Origin of the sequence: Serratia sp. H1w (assembly GCF_000633355.1) — a bacterium.
In the GTDB taxonomy this organism is placed as follows: Bacteria; Pseudomonadota; Gammaproteobacteria; order Enterobacterales; family Enterobacteriaceae; genus Chania.
Genome location: NZ_AYMQ01000144.1, coordinates 1 through 1367, shown reverse-complemented (window position 1 = coordinate 1367; position 1367 = coordinate 1). Strand labels below are relative to the sequence as shown.

The window sequence follows — 1367 nt, the reverse complement described above, 5'->3', positions numbered from 1 at the left end:
CTTCAATGATCACGGGTATATGTGCCAGAGATTTGGCCTACCGAAGCGAAACTGAGGGGCTCAGGCCTGGCCAACGCGGTAGGGCGCATCAGTGGTATCGCCTCTCCTTATGCCGTTGCCGTGTTGTTGGATAGTTATGGCGTTTCCGGCGTGTTCATCCTGTTGGGCTCGGTCTCGGTTATTGTTGCTGGAGCGATCGCCTTTATTGGTATTGAAACGAAAGGAGCCTCCGTAGAAAGCATTGGTCTTGATGTGGTCACTGAAAAATAAACATCACTATTTAGGATTTCACAATGAATAATACTAAAGCCATTTTAACCACGCCGGGCAGCATGAAAATCATGCCGGCCGAAATACCGGTGCCTAAAGACGATGAAGTATTGATTAAAGTTGAATATGTGGGAATTTGTGGTTCAGACGTACATGGTTTTGAATCCGGTCCTTTTATTCCGCCCAAAGATCCCAATCAGGAAATTGGTTTAGGCCATGAGTGTGCCGGTACTGTGGCAGCCGTAGGGCGTAATGTCCGCAAGTTTAAAATTGGCGACAGGGTCAATATCGAACCCGGCGTGCCCTGCGGTAAATGCCGCTACTGCCTGGAAGGGAAATATAATATCTGTCCAGATGTCGATTTTATGGCGACGCAGCCGAATTACCGTGGCGCATTGACCAACTACCTTTGCCACCCAGAAAGCTTTACCTACAAGCTGCCGGAGAATATGGACACTCTGGAAGGCGCGCTGGTTGAGCCTGCCGCCGTCGGCATCCATGCGGCGATGCTGGCAGAGGTGACGCCCGGTAAGAAAATAATCATTTTAGGTGCGGGCTGCATCGGCCTGATGACCTTGCAGGCCTGCCGCTGCATGGGGGCCAGCGACATTGTGGTGGTCGACGTGCTGGATAAAAGGCTGACGATGGCTAGCCAGCTGGGTGCCAAATACGTGATTGATGGTGCGAAAGAAGACACCATCGCCAGAAGTAAAGCACTGCTGGGTGAGGCCGGGGCCGACATTATCTTTGAAACCGCCGGTTCTCAGGCCACGGTAAAACAGGCGCCTCATCTGGTGATGCGCGGTGGGAAGATCATGATCGTCGGCACGGTGCCGGGAGATTCCCCGATTAATTTCTTAAAGATTAACCGGGAAGTCACCATTCAAACCGTCTTCAGATATGCCAACCGCTATCCGGTCACTATTGAGGCCATTTCCTCGGGGCGGTTCGATGTCAAATCAATGGTCACTCATGTTTATGACTACGCTGACGTGCAGCGTGCGTTTGAAGAATCCGTGCATAACAAACAAGACATTATCAAAGGCGTTATCAAAATAACCGCTTAATTCAACCAAGGGTCATGTATTCAATGTGTA

Annotated in this window: 1 protein-coding gene and 1 pseudogene; both read left to right on the top strand. The window is 50.5% G+C overall.

Annotated features, from left to right (window positions below):
* Window positions 1-9: 9 nt before the first annotated feature.
* Window positions 10-270 (top strand): annotated as a pseudogene (locus tag U869_RS0127220) (MFS transporter); the annotation flags it as partial.
* Between the two features lie 23 nt (window positions 271-293).
* Complete coding sequence (locus U869_RS0127215) at window positions 294-1337, top strand: NAD(P)-dependent alcohol dehydrogenase (RefSeq protein WP_025123946.1); 1044 nt, start codon at window positions 294-296, stop codon at window positions 1335-1337.
* Window positions 1338-1367: the final 30 nt, after the last annotated feature.

What these genes read in the sequence shown, in the direction of transcription:
- U869_RS0127215 (WP_025123946.1), top strand. Translation starts at nt 294, where the DNA reads ATGAATAATACTAAAGCCATTTTAACCACGCCGGGCAGCATGAAAATC.